The sequence below is a fragment of the Flavobacterium sp. B167r genome (assembly GCF_056824315.1).
On sequence record NZ_CP124859.1, the window covers coordinates 2140707 to 2166385 of the forward strand.

The 25679-nt window shown below is 34.3% G+C and carries 22 protein-coding genes and 4 tRNA genes; 24 read left to right on the top strand and 2 right to left on the bottom strand.

Features of this window, described 5'->3' with window-relative positions; genetic code table 11:
- Positions 1-47: 47 nt before the first annotated feature.
- From QLQ96_RS09645 to QLQ96_RS09660, 4 genes are all read left to right on the top strand, one after another.
- The gene (locus QLQ96_RS09645; RefSeq protein WP_482496473.1) at positions 48-1409 is read left to right on the top strand and encodes a pyridoxal-phosphate dependent enzyme; all 1362 of its coding nucleotides are present in this window, start codon (positions 48-50) and stop codon (positions 1407-1409) included.
- A 79-nt stretch (positions 1410-1488) separates the two neighbouring features.
- Entirely contained in the window at positions 1489-1971 is a 483-nt protein-coding gene (locus tag QLQ96_RS09650) for a 3'-5' exonuclease (protein WP_482496474.1), read from the top strand.
- A 74-nt stretch (positions 1972-2045) separates the two neighbouring features.
- Entirely contained in the window at positions 2046-3317 is a 1272-nt protein-coding gene (locus QLQ96_RS09655; RefSeq protein WP_482496475.1) for a DUF2851 family protein, read from the top strand.
- 63 nt (positions 3318-3380) lie between these two features.
- Complete coding sequence (locus QLQ96_RS09660) at positions 3381-3608, top strand: PspC family transcriptional regulator (RefSeq protein ID WP_008466940.1); 228 nt, start codon at positions 3381-3383, stop codon at positions 3606-3608.
- A gap of 48 nt (positions 3609-3656) precedes the next feature.
- Here the strand turns inward: QLQ96_RS09660 and QLQ96_RS09665 are convergent, their stop codons facing one another.
- On the bottom strand, positions 3657-5123 hold the full coding sequence (locus QLQ96_RS09665) for an APC family permease (RefSeq protein WP_482496476.1): 1467 nt from the start codon (positions 5121-5123) through the stop codon (positions 3657-3659).
- A gap of 326 nt (positions 5124-5449) precedes the next feature.
- Between QLQ96_RS09665 and QLQ96_RS09670 the strand changes: the two genes are divergently transcribed.
- The 20 genes from QLQ96_RS09670 to QLQ96_RS09765 all read left to right on the top strand — a co-directional run bounded on the left by QLQ96_RS09670 (position 5450) and on the right by QLQ96_RS09765 (position 23945).
- On the top strand, positions 5450-6274 hold the full coding sequence (locus QLQ96_RS09670; RefSeq protein WP_482496477.1) for a ComEA family DNA-binding protein: 825 nt from the start codon (positions 5450-5452) through the stop codon (positions 6272-6274).
- Positions 6275-6287: 13 nt separating this feature from the next.
- A complete protein-coding gene (locus QLQ96_RS09675; RefSeq protein WP_482496478.1) occupies positions 6288-7427 on the top strand; it encodes an acyl-CoA dehydrogenase family protein in 1140 nt (379 codons plus the stop codon).
- A gap of 123 nt (positions 7428-7550) precedes the next feature.
- On the top strand, positions 7551-7745 hold the full coding sequence (gene rpsU, locus QLQ96_RS09680) for a 30S ribosomal protein S21 (RefSeq protein ID WP_026730435.1): 195 nt from the start codon (positions 7551-7553) through the stop codon (positions 7743-7745).
- Positions 7746-7834: 89 nt separating this feature from the next.
- Positions 7835-8728, top strand: coding sequence for a tyrosine-type recombinase/integrase (locus QLQ96_RS09685; RefSeq protein WP_482496479.1), 894 nt, complete (start codon positions 7835-7837; stop codon positions 8726-8728).
- Positions 8729-8760: 32 nt separating this feature from the next.
- Positions 8761-9063 carry a ribosome hibernation-promoting factor, HPF/YfiA family gene (gene hpf / locus QLQ96_RS09690; RefSeq protein WP_125722466.1) on the top strand — a complete coding sequence of 101 codons (303 nt, stop codon included), beginning with the start codon at positions 8761-8763 and terminating at the stop codon, positions 9061-9063.
- Positions 9064-9153: 90 nt separating this feature from the next.
- Positions 9154-9227 (top strand) — tRNA-Thr (locus QLQ96_RS09695).
- A gap of 54 nt (positions 9228-9281) precedes the next feature.
- Positions 9282-9362: transfer RNA gene (locus QLQ96_RS09700), tRNA-Tyr, on the top strand.
- Between the two features lie 88 nt (positions 9363-9450).
- Positions 9451-9522, top strand: a tRNA-Thr gene (locus QLQ96_RS09705).
- A 55-nt stretch (positions 9523-9577) separates the two neighbouring features.
- The gene (gene tuf, locus QLQ96_RS09710; RefSeq protein WP_056205346.1) at positions 9578-10765 is read left to right on the top strand and encodes an elongation factor Tu; all 1188 of its coding nucleotides are present in this window, start codon (positions 9578-9580) and stop codon (positions 10763-10765) included.
- A gap of 61 nt (positions 10766-10826) precedes the next feature.
- Positions 10827-10897 (top strand) — tRNA-Trp (locus QLQ96_RS09715).
- A gap of 18 nt (positions 10898-10915) precedes the next feature.
- Positions 10916-11113 carry a preprotein translocase subunit SecE gene (gene secE, locus QLQ96_RS09720; protein WP_008466927.1) on the top strand — a complete coding sequence of 66 codons (198 nt, stop codon included), beginning with the start codon at positions 10916-10918 and terminating at the stop codon, positions 11111-11113.
- Between the two features lie 10 nt (positions 11114-11123).
- A complete protein-coding gene (gene nusG / locus QLQ96_RS09725; RefSeq protein WP_482496480.1) occupies positions 11124-11675 on the top strand; it encodes a transcription termination/antitermination protein NusG in 552 nt (183 codons plus the stop codon).
- 66 nt (positions 11676-11741) lie between these two features.
- Entirely contained in the window at positions 11742-12179 is a 438-nt protein-coding gene (gene rplK / locus QLQ96_RS09730) for a 50S ribosomal protein L11 (protein ID WP_008466923.1), read from the top strand.
- Between the two features lie 13 nt (positions 12180-12192).
- On the top strand, positions 12193-12882 hold the full coding sequence (rplA, locus tag QLQ96_RS09735; RefSeq protein ID WP_017496725.1) for a 50S ribosomal protein L1: 690 nt from the start codon (positions 12193-12195) through the stop codon (positions 12880-12882).
- Between the two features lie 22 nt (positions 12883-12904).
- Positions 12905-13408, top strand: a complete 504-nt coding sequence (gene rplJ, locus QLQ96_RS09740; protein ID WP_017496726.1) for a 50S ribosomal protein L10 — start codon at positions 12905-12907, stop codon at positions 13406-13408.
- Between the two features lie 90 nt (positions 13409-13498).
- Positions 13499-13870, top strand: a complete 372-nt coding sequence (rplL, locus tag QLQ96_RS09745) for a 50S ribosomal protein L7/L12 (protein ID WP_007807437.1) — start codon at positions 13499-13501, stop codon at positions 13868-13870.
- Positions 13871-14137: 267 nt separating this feature from the next.
- Positions 14138-17950 carry a DNA-directed RNA polymerase subunit beta gene (gene rpoB, locus QLQ96_RS09750; protein WP_482496481.1) on the top strand — a complete coding sequence of 1271 codons (3813 nt, stop codon included), beginning with the start codon at positions 14138-14140 and terminating at the stop codon, positions 17948-17950.
- 295 nt (positions 17951-18245) lie between these two features.
- Positions 18246-22556: a DNA-directed RNA polymerase subunit beta' gene (rpoC, locus tag QLQ96_RS09755; protein WP_482496947.1), complete on the top strand. Its 4311-nt coding sequence runs from the start codon at positions 18246-18248 to the stop codon at positions 22554-22556.
- A gap of 10 nt (positions 22557-22566) precedes the next feature.
- Positions 22567-22878, top strand: a complete 312-nt coding sequence (locus QLQ96_RS09760; RefSeq protein ID WP_055094614.1) for a DUF3467 domain-containing protein — start codon at positions 22567-22569, stop codon at positions 22876-22878.
- 332 nt (positions 22879-23210) lie between these two features.
- Positions 23211-23945, top strand: coding sequence for a hypothetical protein (locus tag QLQ96_RS09765; protein ID WP_482496482.1), 735 nt, complete (start codon positions 23211-23213; stop codon positions 23943-23945).
- Between the two features lie 78 nt (positions 23946-24023).
- Here the strand turns inward: QLQ96_RS09765 and QLQ96_RS09770 are convergent, their stop codons facing one another.
- Positions 24024-25616: a peptide chain release factor 3 gene (locus QLQ96_RS09770; protein WP_482496483.1), complete on the bottom strand. Its 1593-nt coding sequence runs from the start codon at positions 25614-25616 to the stop codon at positions 24024-24026.
- Positions 25617-25679 lie beyond the last annotated feature (63 nt).

Consider the following 25679-nt stretch of genomic DNA (forward strand, 5'->3'; position numbering starts at 1 on the left):
ACCGGCTTATTTTTTTATTTAGAACCACTAATAAAACTTAAATAAAAATGGACTTTTCAAATAATATTTTAGAAACAATTGGTAACACACCATTGGTAAAACTCAACAAAATTGTTGCTGAAATTGATGCATTAGTATTGGCAAAAGTCGAAACCTTTAATCCTGGTAATTCTGTAAAAGACAGAATGGCTGTAAAAATGATTGAAGATGCAGAGGCAGATGGCCGACTAAAACCTGGAGGAACTATTATTGAAGGAACTTCTGGAAATACAGGAATGGGACTTGCACTTGTGGCAATCGTAAAAGGCTACAAATTAATTTGTGTAATCTCAGACAAACAGTCTAAAGAAAAAATGGATATTCTTCGTGCTGTTGGTGCAAAAGTTGTTGTTTGCCCTACAGATGTTGAGCCTACAGATCCACGTTCATATTACTCGGTTTCAAGGCGTTTGGCAGAAGAAACGCCAAATTCTTGGTACGTAAACCAGTACGATAATATGTCAAATTCATTGGCGCATTATGAGCAGACTGGGCCAGAAATCTGGAAACAGACTGAAGGAAAAATTACACACTTTGTTGTTGGTGTTGGAACAGGAGGAACTATTTCTGGAGTTGGAAAATACTTGAAAGAACAAAATCCGAATATTAAAATCTGGGGAATTGATACTTATGGTTCTGTTTTTAAGAAATACCACGAAACAGGAATTTTTGACGAAAATGAAATCTACTCCTATATTACAGAAGGTATTGGAGAAGATATTCTGCCTAAAAATGTTGATTTTTCTCTAATTGATGGTTTCACAAAAGTAACCGATAAAGACGCAGCTGTCTATACTAGAAAGATTGCGCTTGAAGAAGGTATTTTTGTTGGGAATTCTGCAGGAGCTTGTCTAAAAGGCTTGTTACAGCTGAAAGAACATTTTAAACCGGAAGATGTTGTTGTGGTATTATTTCACGATTCTGGAAGCCGTTATGTTGGAAAAATGTTTAACGACGACTGGATGCGCGAGCGCGGATTCTTAGAAGAAAACGTAACAAAAGCAGAAGATGTCATCAAAGATCATATTGATAAAGAGTTAATCGTTGTTCGTACAGAAGAATTGGTTTCACACGCTATTGAGCGTATGCGTAAATATAAAATTTCGCAAATTCCAGTTGTAGACATCAATGGATTTGTTGGTTCTGTAGATGAAACAGATTTATTTAGAAGCTATGTGGCGGATAAAAATGTTGCAGAAAAACCAATAAAAGAGGTGATGGGCAAACCTTTCCCAATTGTAAAATTAGGAACACCAATTGAGGAAGTTTCAAAACTTTTTAGCAAAGAAAATGATGCTGTTTTGGTTGATTTAGGAAATGGAAATCACCATATCATTACTAAATATGATATTATTGGCTCAATAAAATAAGCCTTTGTAAATAATAAATAATCCATAAATCTTATTGTAAAACAATTAGGTTTATGGATTTGTCTTTTAAAAATATAAAATGAATTTTACTGCTATTGATTTTGAAACTGCAACAGGATATCATCCCTGTTCGGTAGGTATTGTGACCGTTGAAAACGGAATTATCGTTGATGAATATGTGACTTTAATAAAGCCACCAAATAACGTTTACAATCCTTTTACGATTCGTGTTCATGGCATTTATCCAAAAGATACCATCAACGCAAAATCTTTCTTTCAAATCTATCCCGAAATTGAAAAGAGACTAAAAAATAGAGTTGTAGTTGCGCACAATGAAAGTTTTGACCGCAACGTTTTAATGAAAACAATGTTGCTTCATGGTTTAAATTATGAGGATTTGAATATTGCCACAAAATGGGAATGTACGGTAAAAATCTACAAGGCAAAAGGTGTAAAGCCTACAAAATTAAGTGATTGCTGTCGCGAAATGGATATTCAGCTAAATCACCACGAAGCTTTGTCAGACGCAAGAGCTTGTGCTAAGTTATATATGCTCCGTTAAATATTTTATTTTGTAAGAATAATATTAAAAAATGAATTACTTTTAGATTTTGTAATTATACTATAAAATCTAAAATGAAAGAAGACTTCCTTCATTATCTCTGGAAATTCAAGAAATTTGATAGCTTGAATTTAAGATCGGCTCAAGGCGAATTGATAACTATTCTTAAGTTTGGGGATTATCTGGAACTTGCAGGGCCTGATTTTTTTAATGCTCATATTGAAATTGGAAATCAAAAATGGGCAGGCAATGTAGAAATCCATTTAAAATCGTCAGACTGGTATTTGCACAATCATGAGAAAGATCCTGCTTATAAAAATGTAATTCTTCATGTTGTTTGGGAGAATGATACCGCTATTTTCAGAGAGGATAATACTGAGATTCCTGTTTTAGTTCTTAAAGATTATGTTTCAAAAGAAATAATCGAAAACTACAATGCATTAATTGCTCCAAAAACTTGGATTTCTTGCGAAAGGCAATTAAAAGAAATCGACAGCTTTGTTTTTAAAAACTGGCAGGAAAGATTATTTTTTGAACGCTTAGAGCGAAAATCAAAGTTTATATATCAATTATTAGAAGATACCAATCAAGATTGGGAAGCCGTCTTATTTTGCCTTTTAGCGAAGAATTTTGGTTTGAATACAAATGGGAATTCCTTTCTTCAAATCTCTAAGGCTATTCCGTTTTCAATAATCAGAAAAGAAAGTTTTGAAGTCGAAAATTTAGAAGCCCTCCTTTTTGGAACTTCAAATTTATTAGAAGTAGAAAAAGAAGATGTTTATTATAAAGATCTTAAGTTTCGCTATTTTTATTTGTTGCATAAATATCAAATAGAAAAAACATATACAGAACCGCTTCAGTTTTTTAAACTTCGTCCAGATAATTTCCCTACAATTAGACTTTCCCAATTAGCAGGTTTGTATCATAAACATCAAAATCTATTTTCAAAAATTATTGATTTAAAATCTGCTGATGCTGTATGTCATTTGCTAAATGTATCTGCAAGCTCGTATTGGCGAAATCATTATCAGTTTGATAAGGAAAGTCCAAAGAAATCTAAAATGCTTTCTAAATCATTTATAGATCTACTAATTATAAATACGATTATACCGCTTCAATTTGCTTATTCAAGTATTATGGGCGAGTCAATTGCTGAAGATTTAATTGATTTTATGAATGAAGTCATTTCAGAGAAAAATGCTATTATTGATAAGTTTAATTCGTTTGGTGTCAAGTCAAAAACAGCATTTGAAAGTCAGACATTATTAGAACTTAAAAATGAATATTGTGAACACAAAGCTTGCCTAAAATGTGGAATAGGAATAGAATTGCTTAAAAATAATTAGTGAATTAGAAAATTTGATAATTAGATAATTCTTATTTTTGTAAATCTAAAATCTAAAAAAGAAATGTCAGCAATTTTAAAACTTAAATTCTTTTTTGAAAAATATGGTTTTCATGTTTCTTCAAGACTAGCAGATAAACTCGGAATGCGTGTAACAAGTGTGCGATTGTTTTTTATCTATATTTCTTTTGTTACAGCCGGTTTAGGATTTGGAGTTTATTTAACTCTTGCTTTTTGGATCAGGCTAAAAGATTTAATTCGCTCAAAAAGAACATCAGTATTTGATTTATAAAAAAGCTCCAAATTTAATTTGGAGCTTTTTTTATGAAGTTGTATTCAATTATTCTTCTGTTGTATTGTTAAGTCTAGATCTTTTCTTACTATATCCAAAGTATACAATTATACCAATAAGAAGCCATCCAAAAGATAATAACTGTGCATCTTTACTTAGATTAAAAATCAAATAAGAATTGATTGCAATTCCTAAAACTGCAATTACTGGTAAAGCAGGAACTTTAAAAGTTCTTGTTAAGCCTGGTTGTTTTACTCTTAAAATCCAAACAGCGATACACACCATCGTAAAGGCAAACAAAGTACCAAAACTTGTCATATCAGCCAATTTGTTGATTGGAGTAAAAGCAGCAACAGTTGCGATAACACCACCAAGAATCATTAAGTTCGTTTTTGGAGTTCCAGAAATAGGGTTTACTTTAGAGAAAACCTGCGGAATTAAGCCATCTTTAGACATTCCAAGGAAAATTCTAGATTGTCCCATAATCATTACCATTAATACAGAAACCAAACCGATAGTTGCTGCAACAGTAATAATAGAACCAGCCCAGCCTTGTCCTGCAATATCAAACGCATAAGCAACAGGAGCTTTGATAGCTTCAGGATATTTTCCTAGTGGGTTAAAGTCTTGGTAATTCATCATTCCTGTTAATACTAAAGAAACTAGAATGTATAAAGTAGTACAAATTAATAAAGAAGCGATAATTGCAAAAGGAACATCTTTTTTAGGATTAATAGCTTCTCCTGCTTGTGTAGAAACAGCATCAAAACCAACATATGCGAAGAAAATAGCAGCTGCTCCAGAAACAATACCTCCAATTCCGTAAGCATTGTGAGTGGTCTCTTTTTCAATAATTTGAGTTGCTTCAGGAATAAACGGACTCCAGTTTGCTGTATTAATAAAGAAAAGACCAGCAATAATTACAAAGATTACAGCAGCTACTTTAAGAATAACAATTGCATTATTTGCTTTTGCTGCACTTTTTGTTCCTTTAATAAGTAATGAAATAACTAAAATGACGATCAAGAAAGCTGGAAGATTCATAGAAAAACCTTCTCCCGTATAACTTGCAGGATCTGTAGTTAACCAATCAGGAAGGTGAATATGAAATATTTTGAGCAATTTATTAAAGTATCCGGACCAGGAAACCGCAACAGTCATCGATCCCATTGCATACTCGAGAATTAGTCCCCATCCGATAATCCAGGCGAAAACTTCTCCAATAGTACCGTAAGCATATGCGTAAGCAGATCCTTCAACAGGTAAAATGGAAGCAAATTCAGAATAGCAAAGAGCCGCAAAAACACAAGCAATACCTGCGATGATAAACGAAATTGCTAATGCTGGACCTGCATGATAATAAGCCCCAGTACCTGTAAGTACAAAAATTCCTCCACCGATAATGGCACCAACACCAATGGCAGTAAGGCTCCATTTTCCTAGGACTCTCTTTAAATCACTTTTTTTCATATCGGCCTCAAAGGCTGATATAGGTTTAACTCTCCAAATTGACATATTATTTTATTGGTTTATTTGTTATTAAGCTCCAAATGTATTGTTTTTTGTAAAAAATAAAAACAATTATCATGTTTTAAGTTATAAAATCTTTGTTTTTTTTACAGTAGTCGTAAGAAAGCTTCTGTAAGTATTGATATTCATTAAATTAATTGGTCATTTATGAAAGATTCGATAATTTTTTAAAAGATATTTTTCTTACTAATTTTCTTAATAAATTTGAAAGATTTTTCTTTCTTTAATTTTAAAAAGTAATTCCTATTATGAATTTTAAATCTTTAAATAAATACTTTCATTTTACAAAACAACAGCGTGTAGGTCTTTTTATGCTTTTTGTTGTAATGATTATATTGCAGTTGTTTTATTTTTTGTCTGATTTTAGTACCTCTCAAACGAAGAGTACAGAGAAAGAGCAATGGCTAGCTCTGCAATCAGAAATTGATCAGGAGAAATTGGCCAATAAAAGTACAAAGCCGGTTAATTATCCTTTCAATCCAAATTTTATTTCTGATTATAAAGGATACAAGCTTGGAATGTCGGTAGAAGAGATTGATCGTTTAATGGCATTTCGTAAAGAAAATAAATATGTAAACTCAGCAGAAGAATTTCAAAAAATCACTGGTGTTTCTGATTCATTATTAAATAAAATTTCTCCTCTATTTAAATTTCCAGATTGGAAACAGAATAAAAATAATTATGGTACTGAGAAAAAAGTATTTAATGTAATGAATTTTCCTAAAAAAGAAAAGCTTGTAATATTGGATATTAATGAGGCAACTCAAGAAGACTTGATGAAAGTTTACGGAATAGGAGAAGGGCTGTCTTCTAGAATTCTAAAACAAAAAGAAATTCTGGGCTCGTTTGTATCAATGGAACAGATGAAAGATATTTGGGGGCTTTCGCCAGAAGTTATTAATGAATTAAATATTCATTTTAAAGCTGTGCCTCCTTCAAATTTGAAGAAAATAAATGTAAACGAGGCGTCATTAAAAGAATTAGCACAATTTTCATACTTTAAATATGGACTTGCAAAACAAATAGTAACATATAGAAGTATGAACGGAAATTTTAATAATATTGAGGATTTAGCAAAAATTAAAGATTTTCCTGTTGAAAAAGCAAAAATAATTAGTTTATATTTGGAGTTCTAAAAGAAACTAACTCATGAACTTTGATTACAACGAAACACAACTAATGATTGCGCAGTCTATAAAAGACTTTGCAGAAAAAAATATTAGACCTTATATAATGGAATGGGATGAAACGCAGATTTTTCCAATTCCGTTGTTTAAGCAACTTGGCGAGATGGGCTTCATGGGCGTTTTAGTTCCAGAAGAATATGGCGGTTCAGGTTTAGGTTATCACGAATATATTACAGTTATAGAAGAGATTTCAAAAGTAGATCCTTCAATTGGTTTGTCTGTTGCGGCGCATAATTCTTTGTGTACCAATCATATTTTAACTTTTGGAAACGAAGAGCAAAAGAAAAAATGGCTTCCAAAACTAGCTAGTGCCGAATTTATTGGCGCTTGGGGATTAACAGAGCACAATACCGGTTCTGATGCTGGTGGAATGAATACAACAGCCGTTAAAGATGGAGACCACTGGATTGTAAACGGAGCCAAAAACTTTATTACACACGCAATCTCTGGTGATATTGCTGTCGTTATAGTGCGAACTGGCGAAAAAGGTGATTCTAAAGGAATGACGGCTTTTGTTTTTGAAAAGGGAATGAAAGGTTTTTCATCAGGTAAAAAAGAAAATAAATTAGGAATGAGAGCAAGCGAAACCGCTGAATTGGTTTTTGATAATTGCCGCGTTCCAGATGAAAATAGATTAGGAGAAGTTGGTCAAGGTTTTGTTCAGGCTATGAAAATTCTAGACGGAGGAAGAATCTCTATCGGAGCTTTGTCCTTAGGAATTGCAAAAGGAGCGTATGAAGCCGCATTGAAATATTCAAAAGAAAGACATCAATTTGGACAGCCAATTAGCAATTTTCAAGGAATTTCTTTTAAGTTGGCAGATATGGCAACAGAAATTGAAGCTTCAGAATTATTGCTTCATAAAGCGGCTTTCTTAAAACAAAAACATAAACCCGTAACAACATTAGGTGCTATGGCAAAAATGTATGCTTCAGAAGCATGTGTTAAAATCGCAAATGATGCCGTTCAAATTCATGGAGGTTATGGTTACACTAAAGATTTTCCTGTAGAAAAATTCTATAGAGATTCTAAATTATGTACCATAGGAGAGGGAACAACTGAAATTCAAAAGCTTGTTATCTCTAGAAATTTATTAAAATAAAGAGTTTAATAATTGGTTTTGTTTTTCTGTTTTCATCCTAGAAAAAATAATTCATAATTTATAACTCATAATTCATAATTAATACATACCTTTGCACCCTTAACGAGAGGAGGTGTCTATATTATGTTAATTATACCAATTAAAGACGGAGAAAATATCGATAGAGCATTAAAGCGCTATAAAAGAAAATTTGATAAAACAGGAACTGTTCGTCAATTAAGAGCACGTACTGCTTTTATTAAGCCTTCTGTTATCAAAAGAGCTCAAATTCAAAAAGCTGCTTACATCCAAGGCTTGAAAGATAGTTTAGAGAGTTAGTATTAGCTTTTCAAAAACAATTACCGTTAGTGGTCAAAATGTTTTAATTTTGATGCTAACGGTTTTTTTATGCCTAATATTTAGATTTTATGAAAACGAATAAAGAAGCTTTCTCTGATTATCTTTTGTTGGAAAAAAAATATTCTTCGCATACTGTTGGGGCTTATTTGAGTGATATAATTTCTTTTGAGTCTTTTGTGAAAGAATCTTTTGATCAGGAAAGTATTGATTTGGTAAATTATAGTCAGGTCAGAAGTTGGATTGTTTCTTTGGTTGATCAGGATATTTCAAATGTTTCTGTTAATAGAAAAATGGCGTCTTTAAAAGCTTTTTATAAATTTCTTTTAAAGACAAAGCAGATAGAGGTTAGTCCGATGCTGAAGCATAAATCTTTAAAAACTCCTAACGTAGTTCAGATTCCTTTTTCAGAAAAAGAATTGAGCGATTTGCTTACTGTAATAGATGCTCCTGTTGATTTTGAAGAAATTCGAGATAAGCTTATTGTGGAAATGTTTTATGTGACAGGAATGCGTCGAGCGGAATTAATTCATTTAATGATAAAAAATGTTGATTGTTCAGGCAATACGATTAAAGTTTTAGGAAAAAGAAATAAAGAACGCATTATTCCAATTTTGCCAATTATTGCGGGTCAAATTGATTTGTATATAAAGGAGAGAGAGGGTTTGGAGAGTTTGGTGGATTATGACTATTTTTTTGTTTCGAAAAAAGGGTTAAAATTGAGTGAATCTTTTGTTTATCGTTTAATAAATTCATACTTTAGTAGGGTCTCAGAAAAGGTGAAAAAAAGTCCGCATGTGCTTCGTCATACTTTTGCAACTCATCTGTTAAATAATGGGGCGGATTTGAATTCAGTTAAAGAATTGCTAGGGCATTCTAGTTTGGCGTCTACGCAGGTTTATACGCATAACAGTTTGGCGGAACTTAAAAAAGTGTATATAGGTGCGCATCCAAGAAGTGAATAGTGATTCTAAATGTTAAACCTAAAATTTTTATTATGAAGGTAGATGTTCATGCAGTTAATTTTACTGTCGACAGAAAATTGGTCGATTTTATCCAAGAAAGAATGGGTAAGCTAGAGAAATACTACGATCGAGTGGTTTCATCAGATGTTTTTTTAAAAGTTGAAAGAACAAGTGATAAAGAGAATAAGATGGTGGAAATAAAGATTAATGTTCCTGGTGACGATTTTTTGGTAAAAAAACAGTGTAAAACATTTGAGGAAGCTGTTGAGCTTTCGGCAGAATCTTTAGAACGTTTGCTTGTAAAAAGGAAAGAAAAAATAAGAGCGCATATTTAATTGAAATTTTTTTCAAAAAATGTTTTGATTAAAAGATAAAATAGCTACATTTGCAGTCCGTTAGAAATAGCGGACTTTTTTAATGTAATTGCCAGCGTAGCTCAGTTGGCTAGAGCAGCTGATTTGTAATCAGCAGGTCGTGGGTTCGAGTCCCTCCGCCGGCTCTAAAATTTCAAATGCGATTTGAAATAGTTCATGCAATTATTGATGAAAAATTAGGGGAGATACTCAAGCGGCCAACGAGGGCAGACTGTAAATCTGCTGTGTGAACTTCGCAGGTTCGAATCCTGCTCTCCCCACAAATTTTGATTTCGGATTGTATGATTTTAGAGTTTAGATATGATTCAATCTAAAATCAGAAGTCAGAAATCTAAAATTGAAAGCTCTGCCGGTGTAGCTCAGGGGTAGAGTGCTTCCTTGGTAAGGAAGAGGTCTCGGGTTCAATTCCCGACATTGGCTCAAGTAAGTAGGAAATTGAAAATTAATATATAACTAAGATTAAAAATTAAGTAAAATGGCAAAGGAGAATTTTAATCGTTCCAAACCGCACTTAAACATAGGTACAATTGGACACGTGGATCACGGAAAAACTACATTAACTGCTGCAATTACAAAAGTATTGTCAGATGCTGGTTACTGTCAAGCAAAATCGTTTGATCAAATCGATAACGCTCCAGAGGAGAAAGAAAGAGGTATTACTATTAATACATCACACGTAGAGTATGAAACTGCTAACCGTCACTACGCACACGTTGACTGTCCAGGTCACGCGGATTACGTTAAGAACATGGTTACTGGTGCTGCTCAAATGGACGGAGCTATCTTAGTAGTTGCTGCTACAGATGGTCCAATGCCACAAACTCGTGAGCACATCCTTTTAGGACGTCAGGTTGGTATTCCAAGAATCGTTGTTTTCATGAACAAAGTGGATATGGTTGATGATGCTGAGTTATTAGAGCTTGTTGAAATGGAAATTAGAGATTTATTATCTTTCTACGAATATGATGGAGATAATGGTCCTGTTGTTCAAGGTTCTGCTTTAGGAGGATTGAATAATGATCCTGCTTGGGTACCAAAAATCATTGAATTAATGGAAGCTGTTGATGCTTGGATCGAAGAGCCAGTGCGTGACGTAGCTAAACCATTCTTGATGCCGGTTGAGGATGTATTTACAATTACAGGTCGTGGAACTGTTGCTACAGGTCGTATCGAAACTGGTATTGCTAATACAGGTGATGCTGTTGAAATCATTGGTATGGGAGCTGATAAATTAACTTCTACTATTACAGGAGTTGAGATGTTCCGTAAAATCCTTGATAGAGGTGAAGCTGGAGATAACGTAGGTTTATTGTTAAGAGGTATTGATAAAGAATCTATCAAAAGAGGAATGGTTATCATTAAGCCAGGATCAGTAAAACCACACGCTACTTTCAAAGCTGAGGTTTATATCTTGAAAAAAGAAGAAGGTGGACGTCATACTCCATTCCATAATAACTACCGTCCACAGTTCTACGTACGTACAACTGACGTAACAGGAGTTATTACTTTACCAGAAGGAGTAGAGATGGTAATGCCAGGAGATAACTTGACAATTAATGTTGCTTTATTAAGCCCAATCGCAATGAGCGTTGGTTTACGTTTCGCTATCCGTGAAGGTGGTAGAACTGTAGGAGCAGGTCAGGTGACTGAAATCGTAGGATAATCCTATAAAAAACTATAAAAAGCCAGTTGATTTTCATAACTGAAATCACTGGCTTTTAATTACGGGCGTAGTTCAAGGGTAGAATAGCGGTCTCCAAAACCGTTGATGGGGGTTCGAATCCCTCCGCCCGTGCAATAAAAAATATATCAAATGACAAAAGTTACTAATTATTTATCAGAGGCTTTCGAAGAGTTAAAGTCAAATGTTACTTGGCCAGCTTGGGCTGAAGTTCAGAAATTGACAATTGTTGTGGCTGTATTTTCGATCTTATTCGCTTTGGCAACATGGGGAGTAGACGAGTTTTTTGCAAAAGCTTTAGCTGGATTTTTTAACTGGTTAAAAGGATAATTTTTTTGTGATGGCAGATAATAATGTGAAAAAATGGTACGTAGTTAGAGCTGTAAGTGGCCAAGAAAATAAGGTTAAAGCTTACATTGAAACTGAGATTGCCAGATTAGGGATGGAGGATTATGTTTCTCAAGTTTTAGTTCCTACGGAAAAAGTAGTGACTGTAAAAGAGGGAAAGAAAATGTCTAAGGATAAAGTTTACTTTCCTGGATATGTTATGATCGAAGCTAACTTGGTTGGTGAGATTCCTCATATTATTAAGTCAATTACTAGTGTTATTGGATTTTTAGGAGAGATTAAAGGTGGGGAACCTGTTCCTTTGAGACTTTCTGAAGTAAACCGTATGTTAGGTAAAGTAGATGAGTTGGCTGTTAATACAGATACTCGTTCTATTCCGTTTAGTGTTGGAGAGACTGTGAAAGTAATTGACGGTCCTTTCAACGGATTTAATGGATCGGTTGAAAAAATCAATGAAGAAAAGCGTAAGCTTGAGGTAATGGTTAAGATTTTCGGAAGAAAAACTCCATTAGAGTTAAGTTTTATGCAAGTAGAAAAAGTATAATTTTTGTTACACTATAATAAACCATTGTAATCGCTTCCACTGATTACGATGTTAAATTTTTTAAAAATGGCTAAAGAAATTAGTAAGGTAGTTAAACTACAAGTTAAGGGAGGTGCTGCGAACCCGTCGCCACCGGTTGGACCTGCTTTAGGAGCTGCTGGGGTTAATATCATGGAGTTTTGTAAGCAATTTAATGCTAGAACTCAAGATAAACCTGGCAAAATTTGTCCAGTGCAAATCACTGTGTACAAAGACAAATCATTTGATTTTGTTGTTAAGACTCCTCCAGCGGCAGTTCAGTTAATGGAAGCTGCAAAGCTAAAATCTGGTTCTGGTGAGCCTAATCGTAAAAAAGTAGCTAGCGTTACTTGGGAACAAATTAGAACTATTGCTGAAGACAAAATGCCAGACTTAAACGCTTTCACAATTGAGAAAGCTATGAGTATGGTTGCTGGAACAGCTAGATCTATGGGTATAACTGTATCAGGAGATGCTCCTTTTTAATTAAGAAAAAGAAATGGCAAAATTAACAAAAAAGCAAAAAGAGGCTGCTTCAAAAATTGAAAAGAACAAATTATACTCTCTTAAAGATGCTGCGGCATTATTAAAAGTAGTTGCTTCTGCAAAATTTGATGAGTCTGTTGATATCGCAGTTCGTTTGGGTGTAGATCCAAGAAAAGCGAATCAAATGGTAAGAGGTGTGGTTACATTACCTCACGGAACAGGTAAAGATGTTAAAGTTTTAGCATTAGTTACTCCAGATAAAGAAGCGGAAGCTAAAGAAGCTGGTGCAGACTATGTAGGTCTTGATGACTATTTACAAAAAATTAAAGATGGTTGGACAGATGTTGATGTTATCATCACTATGCCAGCTGTTATGGGTAAATTAGGTCCATTAGGTCGTATTTTAGGACCTAGAGGTTTAATGCCAAACCCTAAAACAGGTACTGTAACTATGGATGTTGCAAAAGCTGTTGCAGAGGTAAAAGCTGGTAAAATTGACTTTAAAGTTGATAAAACTGGTATCGTTCACGCAGGAATTGGTAAAGTTTCTTTTGGAGCTGAGCAAATTGTTGACAACGCACACGAAATTATTCAAACATTAATAAAACTTAAACCAACTGCTGCTAAAGGTACATACATTAAAGGTATCCACCTTACAAGCACTATGAGTCCTGCTATTGCATTAGACCCAAAAGCAGTATAATTGGTAGTTAAAAATTTTTAGTATGACTAGAGAAGAAAAATCAATCGCGATTGAAAATTTAACTGCGCAGTTAGCTGGTACAAATATCATTTATGTATCTGATATTTCTGGTTTAAACGCAGAGACAACTTCAAACTTACGTAGAGCTTGTTTTAAAGCAGGTATCAAATTAGAGGTTGTAAAGAACACTTTGCTTGCAAAAGCAATGGAAGCTTCTGCTAATGATTATGGTGATTTGCCTACTGTTTTAACAGGGAATAGTGCTATCTTCATTTCTGATGTAGCTAATGCTCCTGGAAAAATTATCAAAGATTTCCGTAAGAAATCTGATAAACCAGTTTTAAAAGGTGCTTTCATTAACAATGAAATTTACATTGGAGATAATCAATTAGATGCATTAGCAACTATTAAATCTAAAGAAGAGCTTCTTGGAGAACTTATTGGATTATTACAATCTCCAGCTCAAAGAATTATTTCTGCTTTACAAAACAAATTCGCAGGTAGCGAAGAAGAAACTGAAGCATAATAATTATTGCAAGGAAATTTTCCTTGTAGCTTAAATAGCGCACAATAAACAAAATATAATTTTTACAAATCATTTTAAACGATAGAAAAAATGGCAGATTTGAAACAATTCGCAGAACAATTAGTTAACTTAACAGTTAAAGAAGTTAACGAATTAGCAACAATATTAAAAGACGAGTATGGTATCGAGCCTGCTGCTGCAGCTGTAGTAGTTGCTGCTGGTGGTGGAGAAGGTGCTGCTGAAGAAGCACAAACTGAATTTACAGTTGTATTAAAAGAGGCTGGAGCTTCTAAATTAGCAGTTGTGAAATTAGTAAAAGAACTTACAGGTTTAGGTTTGAAAGAAGCTAAAGATGTAGTTGACGGTGCTCCAAGTAACGTTAAAGAAGGTGTTTCTAAAGAAGAGGCTGAAGGTCTTAAAAAATCATTAGAAGAAGCTGGAGCTGTAGTTGAATTAAAATAATTCAACTCGGTTTTAAGAACTAGGTTTAGGTCCTGAGTTAACACTCAAAGGCCTAAACCATTTTTCGTATAATAAAATACATTAAATTTTATTATCAAATAGTTTAAAATACGAAAAAGTTTTTGATCAATACGAAGAAAAAAATTAAACTGAATTTTTATCTGTTTATTTTTAAAGATGTATTGATTTTAAAAAGAAAGTATAAACTAAGCAGTGTGTTTTTACACAAAATAAATTACTTTTTTTTAATCAAAATTTTGTCCATTGATGATAACAAATCAGACTGAAAGATTGAATTTTGCCTCTACAAAAAATATTCCTGACTATCCAGATTTCTTGGATGTTCAGGTTAAATCTTTTAAAGATTTCTTCCAATTAGAAACGAAATCTGACGAAAGAGGCAACGAAGGGTTATACAATACCTTCATGGAAAACTTCCCAATTACAGATACGAGAAACAACTTCGTATTGGAGTTCCTAGATTATTTTGTTGATCCACCACGTTATACAATTCAAGAATGTATAGAGAGAGGTCTTACTTATAGTGTGCCTTTAAAAGCTAGGTTAAAACTATACTGTACAGATCCAGAACACGAAGATTTTGAAACAATTGTGCAAGATGTTTATCTTGGTACAATACCTTATATGACTCCAAGTGGTACTTTTGTAATCAATGGTGCCGAGCGTGTTGTAGTATCTCAATTACACCGTTCTCCAGGAGTTTTCTTTGGACAGTCATTCCACGCAAATGGAACTAAACTTTATTCTGCGAGAGTAATTCCTTTTAAAGGTTCTTGGATAGAGTTCTCTACAGATATCAACAGCGTAATGTACGCATATATCGATAGAAAGAAAAAATTACCTGTAACAACTTTATTCCGTGCTATTGGATTCGAAAGAGACAAAGATATCCTTGAGATTTTCGACTTAGCGGAAGAAATTAAAGTTTCTAAAACTGGTATTAAAAAATATATTGGAAGAAGACTTGCTGCACGTGTATTGAACACATGGCACGAGGATTTCGTAGATGAGGATACTGGTGAAGTTGTTTCTATCGAACGTAACGAAATCATCCTTGATCGTGATACTATTATCGATAAAGATAATGTTGAAGAAATCATTGATTCTAATGTTAAATCTATTTTGTTGCATAAAGAGGATAATAACCAAGCAGATTATGCTATTATCCACAATACGTTACAAAAAGATCCAACAAACTCTGAAAAAGAAGCTGTAGAGCACATTTACCGTCAGTTGCGTAACGCTGAACCGCCTGATGAGGAAACTGCTCGTGGTATTATAGATAAATTGTTCTTCTCTGACCAACGTTACAACTTAGGTGAAGTAGGTCGTTACAGAATGAACAAAAAATTGAATTTAGATATCCCTATGGATAAGCAAGTGCTTACCAAAGAAGATATTATTACAATTGTAAAATATTTGATCGAATTGATCAACTCTAAAGCAGAGATTGATGATATTGATCACTTATCAAACCGTCGTGTTAGAACAGTTGGTGAACAATTGTCTCAACAATTCGGTGTTGGTTTAGCACGTATGGCTAGAACTATTCGTGAGAGAATGAACGTTAGAGATAACGAGGTGTTTACACCAATTGATTTGATTAATGCTAAAACATTATCATCAGTTATCAACTCTTTCTTTGGTACTAACCAGTTATCTCAATTTATGGATCAAACGAATCCATTGGCTGAGATTACGCACAAAAGAAGACTTTCTGCACTTGGACCAGGTGGACTTTCGAGAGAGAGAGCTGGTTTCGAGGTTCGTGACGTTCACTATACTCATTATGGTCGTTTGTGTCCGATTGAAACTCCTGAGGGACCAAACATTGGTTTGATTTCATCTCTTGGTGTTTATGCAAAAGTTAACGGAATGGGATTCATTGAAACTCCATACCGTAAAGTAACTAATGGTGTAGTTGATTTAGAAAGTACTCCAATTTACTTAAGTGCTGAAGAAGAAGAAGGAAAAATGATTGCTCAGGCAAACATTGAAATGGATGCTTCTGGTAAAATTACAGCTAGCAATGTTATTGCTCGTGAGGAAGGTGACTTCCCGGTTGTTGAGCCATCAGTAGTTCATTATACAGACGTTGCTCCTAACCAGATCGCTTCGATTTCTGCATCTTTGATTCCTTTCTTGGAGCATGATGATGCGAACCGTGCGTTGATGGGATCGAACATGATGCGTCAGGCAGTTCCTTTGATCCGTCCTGAAGCACCAATTGTAGGTACAGGTTTAGAGCGTCAGGTAGCTTCAGATTCTAGAGTATTAATCAATGCTGAAGGGCATGGAACTGTAGAATATGTTGATGCTAACATTATTACTATTAAATACGATCGTACAGAAGACGAAAGAATGGTTAGTTTTGATGCTGATGAGAAAACGTACAACCTTATTAAATTTAGAAAAACCAATCAAGGTACAAGTATCAACTTGAAGCCAATCGTAAGAAGAGGTGACAGAGTTGTTCCTGGACAAGTATTGTCTGAAGGATATGCTACTCAAAATGGAGAATTAGCTTTAGGTAGAAACTTAAAAGTTGCGTTCATGCCATGGAAAGGGTATAACTTCGAGGATGCGATTGTAATTTCTGAGAAAGTAGTTCGTGATGATATTTTTACTTCTATCCACGTTGATGATTATTCATTAGAGGTTAGAGATACTAAGTTAGGAAACGAAGAGTTAACAAACGATATTCCTAACGTTTCTGAAGAAGCTACTAAAGATTTAGATGAAAACGGTATGATTAGAATTGGAGCAGAGGTTAAACCTGGCGACATTTTGATCGGAAAAATTACACCAAAAGGAGAATCAGATCCAACTCCAGAGGAGAAATTGCTTCGTGCAATCTTCGGGGATAAAGCTGGTGATGTAAAAGATGCTTCATTAAAAGCATCTCCATCTTTACATGGTGTAGTTCTTGACAAAAAATTATTTGCAAGAGCCGTAAAAGATAAACGTAAACGTACACAGGATAAAGATGCTTTAGGCGCTTTAGAAATGGAGTTTGAAACTAAATTTGTTGAATTAAAAGACAGATTGGTTGAAAAATTATTCTTGATCGTTAACGGAAAAACATCTCAGGGTGTAATGAATGATTTGGGTGAAGAAGTTTTACCAAAAGGTAAAAAATATACTCAAAAAATGCTTTACGCAGTAGAAGATTTCGCCCACTTAAGCAAAGGTCAATGGGTTGCTGATGATGCAACTAATAAAATGGTTAATGATTTGATTCATAACTATAAAATTAAGTTGAACGACTTACAAGGATCTTTAAGAAGAGAGAAATTCACTATTACAGTTGGAGATGAATTACCATCTGGAATCTTGAAATTAGCTAAGATTTATATTGCTAAGAAACGTAAGTTGAAAGTAGGGGATAAAATGGCGGGACGTCACGGTAACAAAGGTATTGTTGCAAGAATCGTTCGTCATGAAGATATGCCTTTCCTTGAAGACGGAACACCAGTTGATATCGTATTGAATCCACTTGGGGTACCTTCACGTATGAACATTGGTCAGATTTATGAAACTGTTCTTGGATGGGCTGGTATGAACTTGGGTAGAAAATTTGCTACTCCAATTTTTGACGGTGCTTCTTTAGATCAAATCAATGCCTTGACTGATGAAGCTGGAGTACCACGTTTCGGACATACGCACCTTTATGATGGTGGTACTGGAGAGCGTTTCCATCAAGCAGCAACTGTGGGAGTAATTTACATGCTTAAATTAGGACACATGGTTGATGATAAGATGCACGCACGTTCTATCGGACCATACTCGTTGATCACTCAACAGCCACTTGGAGGTAAAGCTCAATTTGGAGGTCAGCGTTTTGGAGAGATGGAGGTTTGGGCACTTGAAGCTTATGGAGCATCAAGTACACTTCGTGAAATCTTGACAGTTAAATCGGATGACGTTATTGGTAGAGCTAAAACTTACGAAGCTATCGTTAAGGGTGAGTCTATGCCAGAACCAGGATTGCCTGAATCATTCAATGTATTGATGCATGAATTGAAAGGTCTTGGACTTGACATTCGTTTAGAAGAATAATAAAAGTTTTGTAATCAGTCTCATTTTTTAATGGGGCTGATTACTCATTTATAAAAGTTTTTAAGGATTTATACCCGTAACCCGTTCCGATTTTTTATAATAATGCAAGCATTTTATAACTAGCGCTTCAATTTAATTTTGAAGTTTAGAGAAGTAATCCGAGGTAGTATTTTAGTCCAAAGTCTAATGTCTCAAAGTCTTAAAGTCCAGAAATGGCTTTCGACTTTCGACTTTAAAACTTTCGACTTAAATGAAAATCAATTTTTTAATTGCAAATAAATCAATAGTAAAAACTATGATGAATAATAGAAACAATAATAAAGATAAGAATCCAGTAAAAAGATTTAACAAAATCTCTATTGGATTGGCTTCACCAGAATCTATCCTAAAAGAATCAAGAGGAGAGGTTTTAAAGCCAGAAACAATTAACTATAGAACTCACAAACCAGAGCGTGACGGACTTTTCTGCGAAAGAATCTTCGGACCAGTAAAAGATTTCGAATGTGCTTGTGGTAAGTATAAAAGAATTCGTTACAAAGGTATCATCTGTGACCGTTGTGGTGTTGAAGTTACTGAAAAAAAAGTACGTAGAGATAGAGTAGGACACATCAACCTTGTTGTGCCAATTGCTCACATCTGGTACTTCCGTTCTCTTCCAAACAAAATTGGTTATATCCTTGGTCTTCCATCTAAGAAATTAGATATGATCATTTACTACGAAAGATATGTAGTAATTCAAGCTGGTATCGCTAAAAATGCAGATGGAGAATCATTACAAAGATTAGATTTCTTAACTGAAGAAGAATATTTGAATATTTTAGATACTCTTCCTCAGGAAAATCAATATTTAGATGATATGGATCCTAATAAATTTGTTGCCAAAATGGGAGCAGAGTGTATTATGGATTTATTAGCTCGTATTGACTTAGATGAGTTGTCTTACCAATTGAGACACAGCGCTAACAATGAGACTTCTAAACAAAGAAAAACTGAAGCTTTAAAAAGATTGCAAGTTGTTGAGTCTTTCCGTGAGTCTAACTTAAACCGTGAAAATCGTCCAGAATGGATGATTATGAAAGTGGTTCCAGTTATTCCACCAGAATTACGTCCGCTTGTTCCACTTGATGGAGGTCGTTTTGCAACTTCAGATTTGAACGATTTATATCGTCGTGTAATCATCCGTAACAACCGTTTGAAAAGATTAATGGAGATTAAAGCTCCAGAAGTTATCTTAAGAAACGAGAAACGTATGTTACAAGAATCTGTAGACTCATTATTCGATAACACACGTAAAGCTTCTGCTGTTAAAACAGAATCTAACAGACCATTAAAATCATTATCTGACTCATTAAAAGGTAAGCAAGGACGTTTCCGTCAAAACTTACTTGGAAAACGTGTGGATTATTCTGCTCGTTCGGTAATTGTTGTTGGTCCTGAGTTAAAATTATTCGAATGCGGATTGCCAAAAGATATGGCATCTGAGTTATACAAACCTTTCGTTATCCGTAAATTGATTGAAAGAGGTATTGTAAAAACAGTAAAATCTGCTAAGAAAATTATTGACAAAAAAGAGCCAGTAGTTTGGGATATCCTTGAAAACGTAATTAAAGGACACCCAGTATTACTTAACCGTGCTCCTACTTTGCACAGACTTGGTATTCAGGCATTCCAACCTAAATTAATTGAAGGAAAAGCGATCCAGTTACACCCATTAGTATGTACGGCTTTCAACGCCGATTTCGATGGTGACCAGATGGCGGTTCACTTACCATTAGGACCAGAAGCTATTTTAGAGGCACAATTATTAATGTTGGCTTCTCACAATATCTTGAACCCTGCAAATGGTGCTCCAATTACTGTACCTTCTCAGGATATGGTCTTGGGTCTATATTATATGACCAAAGAGCGTATTTCTACAGAAGATCACATTATTTTAGGTCAGGATTTGACTTTCTATTCTGCTGAAGAAGTAAACATTGCATTAAACGAAGGAAGATTAGAATTGAATGCTCGTGTGAAAATCCGTGCAAAAGATTTTAATGACGCTGGAGAATTAGTATACCAAATTATTCAAACAACTGCAGGACGTGTATTATTTAACGAAGTAGTACCTGAAGCAGCTGGATATATCAATGACGTATTGACTAAGAAAAACCTTAGAGATATTATCGGACACATTTTAAGTGTGACTGATGTACCTACAACTGCAGCTTTCTTGGATAATATGAAAGATATGGGTTATAAATTCGCATTTAGAGGAGGTTTATCATTCTCTTTAGGTGATATTAGAATTCCAGAACAAAAAACTAAGTTAATTGCTGATGCCAGAGAGCAAGTTGAAGGTATCTCAACTAACTATAACATGGGTCTTATCACAAATAACGAGCGTTACAACCAAGTTATTGACGTATGGACTTCTGCGAATGCTCAGTTAACAGAGTTAGCAATGAAAAATATTAGAGAAGACCAACAAGGTTTCAACTCTGTATATATGATGCTTGACTCTGGGGCGAGGGGTTCTAAGGAGCAGATTCGTCAGTTAACTGGTATGCGTGGTTTGATGGCTAAGCCTAAAAAATCTACTGCTGGTGGTGGTGAGATTATTGAAAACCCGATTCTTTCTAACTTTAAGGAAGGTCTTTCGATCCTTGAGTACTTCATTTCTACTCACGGTGCTCGTAAAGGTCTTGCGGATACGGCTCTTAAAACAGCCGATGCTGGTTACTTGACAAGAAGACTTCATGACGTTTCTCAAGATGTTATTGTTAATATCGAAGATTGTGGAACTTTAAGAGGTGTTGAAGTTGCTGCATTGAAGAAAAATGAGGAAATCGTTGAATCTTTAGGAGAGAGAATTTTAGGACGTGTTGCATTGCAGGACGTAATTAATCCTCTTACTAATGAAGTAATGGTTCAATCAGGTCAACAAATTACTGAAGCAATTATGAGAACTATCGAAGCTTCTCCAATTGAAAAAGTAGAGGTTAGATCTCCATTAACTTGTGAAGCTACAAAAGGTATTTGTGCGAAATGTTACGGTAGAAACTTAGCTACTGGTAAGATGACACAAAGAGGTGAAGCTGTCGGAGTTATTGCAGCTCAGTCTATTGGAGAGCCAGGTACACAGTTGACACTTCGTACGTTCCACGTTGGAGGGGTTGCTGGAGGTATCTCTGAAGAGTCTAGTATTGTTACAAGATTCGCAGGTAGACTTGAAATTGAAGATTTAAAAACAGTTAAAGGTGAAGACGGAGAAGGAAACTCTGTTGATATCGTAGTTTCACGTTCAACGGAATTAAAATTAGTTGACGAAAAAACTGGAATTGTTTTGAATACACATAACATTCCTTACGGATCTAGTATTTTTGTTAATGATGGAGATACTGTTGCAAAAGGAACTGTAATCTGTAAATGGGATCCATATAATGGTGTAATTGTTTCTGAATTTACTGGTAAGATTGCTTACGAAGATTTAGAGCAAGGACAATCGTTCATGGTTGAGATCGATGAGCAGACTGGTTTCCAGGAAAAAGTAATTTCTGAGGCTAGAAACAAAAAACTAATCCCAACTTTATTGGTTTACGGTAAAGAAGGTGAATTAATTCGTTCTTACAACTTACCAGTAGGTGCACACTTAATGGTTGAAAATGGTGAGAAAATTAAAGCAGGTAAGGTATTAGTTAAGATTCCTCGTCGTTCTTCTAAAGCAGGCGATATCACGGGAGGTCTTCCAAGAATTACTGAGTTGCTTGAGGCTCGTAACCCTTCAAACCCAGCGGTTGTATCTGAAATTGATGGTGTTGTATCTTTTGGGAAAATTAAGAGAGGTAACCGTGAGATCGTTATTGAGTCTAAATTTGGTGAGATTAAAAAGTATTTAGTTAAACTTTCTAGCCAAATCTTAGTACAAGAAAATGACTTCGTAAGAGCGGGAGTTCCATTGTCCGATGGTGCAATTACACCAGATGACATCTTAAGAATTCAAGGACCAGCTGCTGTTCAACAGTACTTGGTAAATGAAATTCAAGAGGTTTACCGTTTACAAGGGGTAAAAATCAATGACAAGCACTTTGAGGTAGTTATTCGTCAAATGATGCGTAAAGTAAGAGTTCAGGATCCAGGTGATACTTTATTCTTAGAGGATCAATTAATTCACACTAAAGATTTCATCGTTCAAAACGATAAATTATATGGTATGAAAGTAGTTGAAGATGCTGGAGATTCTTCAGTATTGAAACCAGGTCAGATTATTACACCTCGTGAATTACGTGATGAGAATTCATTATTGAAACGAAATGATAAAAATCTTGTTGTAGCAAGAGACGTAATTACTGCAACTGCAACGCCAGTTCTTCAAGGTATTACAAGAGCTTCGTTACAAACTAAATCATTCATTTCTGCGGCTTCATTCCAGGAGACAACGAAAGTACTTAACGAAGCTGCAGTAGCTGGTAAAGTAGATGATCTAGAAGGATTAAAAGAAAATGTAATTGTTGGACACAGAATTCCTGCGGGAACTGGTATGAGAGAATATGATAACACTATCGTAGGATCTAAAGACGATTACAACGAAATGATGGCTAATAAAGAAGAATACATTTATTAATTAGGAAACTATGAGTAATCCGAAACAACAACAAGAGCAAATTAATATAGAGTTAGACGAAACTATTGCAGAAGGAATTTATTCTAATCTTGCGATAATTAATCACTCATCATCAGAGTTTGTTTTAGATTTTGTGAGCATTATGCCGGGTATTCCTAAAGCCAAGGTAAAGTCAAGAATTGTCTTGACACCACAACATGCTAAAAGATTATTAAAAGCAATTGGCGAAAACATCCACAGATTTGAAGCCGCTCATGGCGAAATCAAAGAAACGGAACAAGCACCAATTCCGCTTAATTTTGGTCCAACTGGACAAGCATAAATTTTAAAGCCCCTTTTTTAAGGGGCTTTTTTTTGAATACTGTAAAAGAATGTAGTTTGTCTGATTTAATTTACTTTAGTCGACTAAATTTCTTTTCAATTATGTATTGTTTTAAATTGGTATTACCTAAAAAGATTGAATTTTGAAATATAATGACTTAGTAAAGGTTGATTAATTCAAATTATAAAAAAGCGCTAATACATTTAGTGCTTTTTTTATGCTGAAAATTTAGTGTGATTTTTTTTGTTTTCTTCCCAACCTTTTCATGCAAAATCTACTCTATATAATTGAGAGGTCTAATGAAAGATTTCTAAATTTTAAATAGAAGCATCATGAAAAAGAAATTCACCTTAGAAATAGCAAGTCCATGTTCTGAAAATTTTGAAAAAATGATTCCTAATGCAAATGGGTCATTTTGCGATTCTTGCATGAAAAATGTAATTGACTTAAGTAAAAAAACGAACTCTGAAGTCGCTAGATTTATTTCAGAAAGCAAAGACAGAAATATTTGTGCAAGATTAAAAACAACACAATTAGAGGAAGAATTTCAATTCAATGAAACTTCGAAAATAAATAATTTAAAATATGCAGCCGTTGCAGCTTCTCTTTTGCTTGCTTCGAATGTTGCAGGACAAGAAAAAACGACTGTTGAAACAGAAATACACTGTGAAAAACCAAATGATAACATTGTTGGTAAGATTGCTTATAACATTTCGGTAGAGCAGGAAATTTCGATAATAATAAAAGGTAAGTTATTAGAAGCTAAAACAAATAAGCCCTTTAATAGAAAGGAGTATTCTAATTTAGTGCTATCCATAAATAATTCAGAAAGTGTAGCAAAAATAAATGCTAAAACAGGCGAATTTTCAATCCCTGTAAAAGTTTTAAAAAATAGCACAACACTTGCTTTAACCATTATGGGGAATGATTATTATTTTTCAAAAACAATTTCTTTTGATGTCAATTCAGTGAAAGATAATGTATTGCATCAAAATATAGTTGTCCCAGCTGATGAGCTTTCTAGAATTTACATTGCAGGCGGATTAGGAATTAATTATATTCCTTAAAAAAGAACAAAGGAAATTTAAAATACAAAAGGCTGTTTAAATTTTTAAACAGCCTTTTGTATTTTAATAATAATATTTTTAATCAAACTCTGATGTAAAGAATAATTTCACTGATGGATATTTGCTTTGCGTCATTTGAATTGTAAAATCAGAATCTGCTAAGAATACCAATTGACCGTATTTATCGTGAGCAAGAAATTTTTGTTTGATACGTTTAAATTCTTTAAACTCTTCATTTTTAGCATCATCTGGTTTAACCCAACAAGCTTTGTGTACAGGGAAGTTCTCGTAAGTACATTTAGCTCCATATTCGTGCTCTAAACGGTATTGAATTACCTCATATTGAAGTGCTCCAACCGTTCCGATAACTTTACGATTATTCATTTCTAAAGTAAACAACTGTGCAACTCCTTCATCCATTAACTGATCAACTCCTTTTTCTAATTGCTTAGCTTTCATTGGATCAGCATTATTAATATATCTAAAGTGTTCTGGAGAGAAACTTGGAATACCTTTGAAGCTCATAATTTCACCTTCAGTTAAAGTATCTCCAATTTTAAAGTTTCCTGTATCGTGTAAACCAACAATGTCACCAGGATAAGAAATATCTACAATTTCTTTTTTCTCAGCGAAAAAGGCGTTCGGACTTGAGAATTTTAAATTTTTCTTCTGACGAACGTGGTAATACGGTTTATTTCTTTCAAAAGTTCCAGAAACGATTTTGATAAAGGCTAAACGGTCACGGTGTTTTGGATCCATATTCGCGTGGATTTTGAAAACAAATCCAGACATTTTTTCTTCAGCCGGATCAACTAAACGTGTCTCTGAATCTTTCGGTCTTGGAGATGGAGCGATAGTAATGAAACAATCTAACAATTCGCGAACCCCAAAATTATTTAAAGCTGAACCAAAGAATACTGGCTGAATTTTTCCATCCAAATAATCTTGACGCTCAAATTTTGGATAAACCTCATCAATCAATTCTAATTCTTCACGTAGTTTATTGGCTGCTTTTTCGCCTACAATTTTATCTAATTCTGGATTGTTTTGAACATCAGAAAAAGCAATTGTTTCTTCAATATTTTTACGACTGTCTCCGCTGAAAAGGTTAATGTTTTCTTCCCATAAGTTGTAAATTCCTTGGAAATCATAACCCATTCCGATCGGGAAACTTAATGGAGTAACTTTCAAGCCTAATTTCTGTTCTACCTCATCCATTAGATCGAAAGCATCTTTACCTTCACGGTCTAATTTATTGATGAAAACAATCATCGGAATGTTACGCATTCTACAAACTGCAACCAATTTTTCAGTCTGTTCCTCAACCCCTTTTGCAACGTCAATCACAACGATTACGCTATCAACAGCAGTTAAAGTTCTAAATGTATCTTCAGCAAAATCCTTGTGTCCAGGAGTATCAAGGATATTGATTTTTTTATCTTTATAATTAAAAGCAAGTACAGAAGTCGAAACCGAGATACCTCTTTGGCGTTCGATTTCCATAAAGTCACTCGTTGCTCCTTTTTTAATTTTGTTATTTTTTACAGCTCCTGCTTCTTGAATTGCACCTCCAAATAAAAGTAATTTCTCTGTTAGTGTCGTTTTACCAGCATCGGGATGCGAGATAATTCCAAATGTTCTTCTGCGTTGTATTTCTTTTAAAAAGCTCATATTTCGTATAAATAGGTTGCAAAAGTACTATTAAATTACGGCTTTATAAAAATATTCAGTTCT

Excerpts from the sequence above, each read along its gene's own strand:
- QLQ96_RS09645 (WP_482496473.1), top strand. The coding sequence starts at position 48 with ATGGACTTTTCAAATAATATTTTAGAAACAATTGGTAACACACCATTG.
- QLQ96_RS09650 (WP_482496474.1), top strand. The coding sequence starts at position 1,489 with ATGAATTTTACTGCTATTGATTTTGAAACTGCAACAGGATATCATCCC.
- QLQ96_RS09655 (WP_482496475.1), top strand. The coding sequence starts at position 2,046 with ATGAAAGAAGACTTCCTTCATTATCTCTGGAAATTCAAGAAATTTGAT.
- QLQ96_RS09660 (WP_008466940.1), top strand. The coding sequence starts at position 3,381 with ATGTCAGCAATTTTAAAACTTAAATTCTTTTTTGAAAAATATGGTTTT.
- QLQ96_RS09665 (WP_482496476.1), bottom strand. The coding sequence starts at position 5,123 with ATGTCAATTTGGAGAGTTAAACCTATATCAGCCTTTGAGGCCGATATG.
- QLQ96_RS09670 (WP_482496477.1), top strand. The coding sequence starts at position 5,450 with ATGCTTTTTGTTGTAATGATTATATTGCAGTTGTTTTATTTTTTGTCT.
- QLQ96_RS09675 (WP_482496478.1), top strand. The coding sequence starts at position 6,288 with ATGAACTTTGATTACAACGAAACACAACTAATGATTGCGCAGTCTATA.
- rpsU (WP_026730435.1), top strand. The coding sequence starts at position 7,551 with ATGTTAATTATACCAATTAAAGACGGAGAAAATATCGATAGAGCATTA.
- QLQ96_RS09685 (WP_482496479.1), top strand. The coding sequence starts at position 7,835 with ATGAAAACGAATAAAGAAGCTTTCTCTGATTATCTTTTGTTGGAAAAA.
- hpf (WP_125722466.1), top strand. The coding sequence starts at position 8,761 with ATGAAGGTAGATGTTCATGCAGTTAATTTTACTGTCGACAGAAAATTG.
- tuf (WP_056205346.1), top strand. The coding sequence starts at position 9,578 with ATGGCAAAGGAGAATTTTAATCGTTCCAAACCGCACTTAAACATAGGT.
- secE (WP_008466927.1), top strand. The coding sequence starts at position 10,916 with ATGACAAAAGTTACTAATTATTTATCAGAGGCTTTCGAAGAGTTAAAG.
- nusG (WP_482496480.1), top strand. The coding sequence starts at position 11,124 with ATGGCAGATAATAATGTGAAAAAATGGTACGTAGTTAGAGCTGTAAGT.
- rplK (WP_008466923.1), top strand. The coding sequence starts at position 11,742 with ATGGCTAAAGAAATTAGTAAGGTAGTTAAACTACAAGTTAAGGGAGGT.
- rplA (WP_017496725.1), top strand. The coding sequence starts at position 12,193 with ATGGCAAAATTAACAAAAAAGCAAAAAGAGGCTGCTTCAAAAATTGAA.
- rplJ (WP_017496726.1), top strand. The coding sequence starts at position 12,905 with ATGACTAGAGAAGAAAAATCAATCGCGATTGAAAATTTAACTGCGCAG.
- rplL (WP_007807437.1), top strand. The coding sequence starts at position 13,499 with ATGGCAGATTTGAAACAATTCGCAGAACAATTAGTTAACTTAACAGTT.
- rpoB (WP_482496481.1), top strand. The coding sequence starts at position 14,138 with ATGATAACAAATCAGACTGAAAGATTGAATTTTGCCTCTACAAAAAAT.
- rpoC (WP_482496947.1), top strand. The coding sequence starts at position 18,246 with ATGATGAATAATAGAAACAATAATAAAGATAAGAATCCAGTAAAAAGA.
- QLQ96_RS09760 (WP_055094614.1), top strand. The coding sequence starts at position 22,567 with ATGAGTAATCCGAAACAACAACAAGAGCAAATTAATATAGAGTTAGAC.
- QLQ96_RS09765 (WP_482496482.1), top strand. The coding sequence starts at position 23,211 with ATGAAAAAGAAATTCACCTTAGAAATAGCAAGTCCATGTTCTGAAAAT.
- QLQ96_RS09770 (WP_482496483.1), bottom strand. The coding sequence starts at position 25,616 with ATGAGCTTTTTAAAAGAAATACAACGCAGAAGAACATTTGGAATTATC.